The following is a 3,527-nucleotide window of genomic DNA, read 5'->3' as shown; positions in this document are numbered from 1 at the left end:
CCCGCGCCGCATCCACCGCACGCTGATCCAACTCATCCCAGGCAAGAATGGCCACTTCGTCCTCCGCATCGTGACGGCACTGTCGTCGGATGTCCCGGGCGGACACCGCGAACATTATTGACAAACCGGTTGACCAATTTCAAGTCCGCCTCTCCCCGGTATCGTGTCTGCATGCCCGCCTACCCGTCCGATCGTGCCGAGGACATCGCCGCCTCGCTGGTCGCGCTGCCGACGGGAACCCCCGTGACCGAGGTCGCCCGGCGCCTCCTCGATCTGTTCACGGGCGGGCAGGTCGCCCCCGGCACCCGACTCCCTCCCGAGCGTCAGCTCGCCGCGACCCTCGGGGTCGGGCGGTCCGCGGTGCGTGAGGCGCTCGCGGCGCTCGAGATCCTCGGCATCGTCGACGTGCGTCCGGGGTCGGGAACGTACCTCCGCGGCGCGGCGAGCGAGCTGCTGCCGCAGACCCTCCGCTGGGGCCTGCTGATCAGCGAGCACAACACCGTCGAGCTGCTCGAGCTGCGTTCCGGGCTCGAGACGTACGTCGCCCGACTGGCGGCATCCCGGGCGGAGAACGCCGCAATCTCGCGGGTTCAGGGGCATCTCGACGAGATGCGCGCGGCCCGCGACGACTACGCCGCATTCGCGGTGGCCGATCGAAAGTTCCACCAGGCGCTGGCCGAATCGGCCGACAACGCGACCCTCATCGACCTGCTGCACGTCGTGCGCTCGCTGCTGCACGTGTATGCGAATCGTGCCGTGCACGACGACGACAGCGTCGCGACCGCCATCGAGGAGCACGCGGCCGTTCTCGCCGCGGTCGCCCGTGGCGATGAGAACGGGGCTGCGGCGGCGATGGCCGACCACATGGCGACCGCCACGCATCGCCTCAAGGCCGAGATCACCCGATAGCGGCGAGATGCCCGCGATGCCTCTCCTCGCCGGCCGGAGGGGTCGCGTCGGCATGCCGTCGTCGCGGAGTGATCCGAGGCATCCGGAAATTCCGTCTTGCAATTGGTCAACCGGTTTGCCAAACTGTCCAACCGTGACAGCAGTCACAGATCAACGCTGATTTGCCAGGAGTCAATGTGGACACACGACCCACCACCGAGGCGAACCCGATCGCCCGGTNCCTCGATCGCACCGCGATCGGGTTCGCCGCCCCCAACGGCATGAACACCGACCTGGCGCTCAGCGCCGCTCAGTTCGGTTTCGCCTCGGGCGTCTTCTTCATCGGATACATCATCCTCGAGGTGCCCTCGAACCTCGCCCTGCACCGCTTCGGAGCGCGCCGCTGGCTCGCCCGCATCATGGTCAGCTGGGGCATCGTGGCGCTCCTGTTCACGTGGGTGCAGAACTTCGAGCAGCTCGTCGCGCTGCGCTTCCTCCTCGGTGTCGCCGAGGCGGGCTTCTTCCCCGGAGCGATCCTCTTCCTGAGCATGTGGGTTCCGGCCGCCTACCGCAGCCGCATCCTGATGCTCTTCTACCTCGCCCAGCCGCTGACCACCGTCATCGGTGCGCCGCTCGCCGGTGCGCTCATCCAGCAGCACGGGGTCTTCTTCGGCCTCGAGGGCTGGCGCTTCATGTACTTGGGCGTCGCGATCCCCGCGATCGTCGTCGGTGTCATCGCCTGGTTCTACCTGAAGGACAAGCCCACCGAAGCGAAGTGGCTGACCCGCGACGAGCAGTCGTGGCTGACGACGGCCCTCGACGCGGAGAAGGCCGNNNGCTCTCGCTCGTCTACTTCGGCTTCATCTACGGCCTGTACGCGCTGGCGTTCTTCCTGCCGACGATCATCAAGGGTTTCCAGGATGCCGCGGGCACGAAGTTCGACGTCTTCCAGACCGGACTCATCACGGCGATCCCGTACGTGCCGGCCGCCATCGCGATGTACTTCTGGTCGCGCGACGCCTCGAAGCGCGGCGTGAAGACGTGGCACATCGCGATCCCCGCGGTCGTCGGCGCCGTCACCATCCCGCTCGCGCTCTACGCCGGCTCGCCCGCTGCGACGATCGCCGTCATCGGCCTCACGGCCATGTCGATCTTCGCCGCGCTGCCGAACTTCTGGACGCTGCCGACGCGCTTCCTCACGGGGGCCGCAGCCGCCGCCGGTGTCGCGCTCATCAACACGATCGGCAACATCGCGGGCTTCAGCGCGCCGTACATCACCGGTGCGGTGCACGACTGGACGGGCGGCTACCAGGTCCCGATGATCCTCGTCGGCGTCTTCATGCTGCTCTCGGCCGTGCTCGTCGTCTCGCTCGCGCGTCGTGACGCGAAGCTGCGCGCCACGGCAGCCGTCGCGCCGCAGACCGACGCCGTGGAGGAGAACGCGCGATGACCCGCCTCTGGAACACCCCTGCCGAGTTCGCCGACGAGATGGTCGACGGCTTCGTCGCCGCCCATCCCCGCTACGTGCGGAAGATCTCCGGTGGCGTCGTGCGCCGCGCCGTCTCCCCCGAGGGCCAGGTCGCTCTCGTCGTGGGCGGCGGCTCGGGCCACTACCCCGCCTTCGGAGGTCTCGTCGGACCCGGACTCGCGCACGGTGCGGCCATGGGCAACCTGTTCGCGTCACCTTCGACGCAGCAGGTGCTCTCGGTCGCCCGAGCCGCCGACAACGGCGGCGGGGTGTTCCTCTCCTACGGCAACTACGCCGGCGATGTGCTCAACTTCGACGCCGCCCAGGAGCGGCTGCGCGCCGAAGGCATCGCCTGCGAGACCGTCACCGTCACCGACGATGTCGCGAGCGCCCCGCTCGCCGAGCGCCACAAGCGCCGCGGCATCGCCGGAGACCTCACCGTGTTCCGTGCCGCCGGTGCGGCCTCGGCGGCGGGCTACCCGCTCGCCGAGGTCGCCCGCGTGGCGCGGCTCGCGAACGACCGCACCCGTTCGTTCGGCGTCGCCTTCACCGGCTGCACGCTGCCGGGTGCCCCCGAGCCGCTGTTCACCGTCCCCGAGGGGAAGATGGCGGTCGGCCTCGGCATCCACGGCGAGCCCGGCATCGACGTGGTCGACATCCCCTCGGCCGACGAGCTCGCCGCCCTTCTCGTCGAGCGCCTGCTCGCCGAGGTGCCGGACGGCGCCGACGGGCGCGTCATCCCCATTCTCAACGGCCTCGGCTCGGTGAAGTACGAGGAGATGTTCGTCGTCTACGGGCGCATCTCGGCACTGCTCGAGGCAGCCGGACTCACCGTCATCGACGCCCACGTGGGCGAGTACTGCACGAGCTTCGACATGGCGGGGCTCTCGCTCACCCTGTACTGGCTCGACGACGAGCTCGCCGACCTGTGGGAGACGCCGGTCGACACGCCCGCCTACCGACGCGGCTCGGTCGGCGCGGTCGAGCTGTCGGATGCCCCGGACGAGGCGCCTGTCGCGGAGGTCGTGCTGACCCCCGGCGACGCCGAGTCTGTGGCTCTCGCCGAGACCGTCGTCGCGGTGCTCGAGACGATCGTCGCCACGATCGACCAGAACGTCGACGAGCTCGGCCGCATCGACGCGATCGCCGGAGACGGCGACCACGGCATCGG

General features: G+C 69.4%; 3 protein-coding genes and 1 pseudogene. All 4 read left to right on the top strand.

The features are described from left to right. Window positions 1–171 precede the first annotated feature (171 nt). A complete protein-coding gene (locus ASG00_RS02905; protein ID WP_045245836.1) occupies window positions 172–909 on the top strand; it encodes a FadR/GntR family transcriptional regulator in 738 nt (245 codons plus the stop codon). A 220-nt stretch (window positions 910–1,129) separates the two neighbouring features. After that, window positions 1,130–1,721 (top strand): annotated as a pseudogene (locus ASG00_RS16640) (MFS transporter); the annotation flags it as partial. Between the two features lie 4 nt (window positions 1,722–1,725). Next, window positions 1,726–2,338: MFS transporter (locus tag ASG00_RS16635; protein WP_327037468.1), on the top strand; the 613-nt coding region annotated here is incomplete at its 5' end. Further along, window positions 2,335–3,527 (top strand): dihydroxyacetone kinase family protein (locus ASG00_RS02895; RefSeq protein ID WP_235559100.1); only part of this gene is annotated, 1,193 nt, incomplete at its 3' end. The genes ASG00_RS16635 and ASG00_RS02895, both read left to right, overlap by 4 nt.

Source organism: Microbacterium sp. Leaf351, assembly GCF_001423825.1.
In the GTDB taxonomy this organism is placed as follows: domain Bacteria; phylum Actinomycetota; class Actinomycetes; order Actinomycetales; family Microbacteriaceae; genus Microbacterium; species Microbacterium ginsengisoli.
The sequence above is the reverse complement of the archived record's forward strand: the minus strand, read 5'-3'. Positions and strand labels throughout refer to the sequence as shown.

Coding starts and splice junctions, on each gene's coding strand:
- ASG00_RS02905 (WP_045245836.1), top strand. CDS start 172: ATGCCCGCCTACCCGTCCGATCGTGCCGAGGACATCGCCGCCTCGCTG.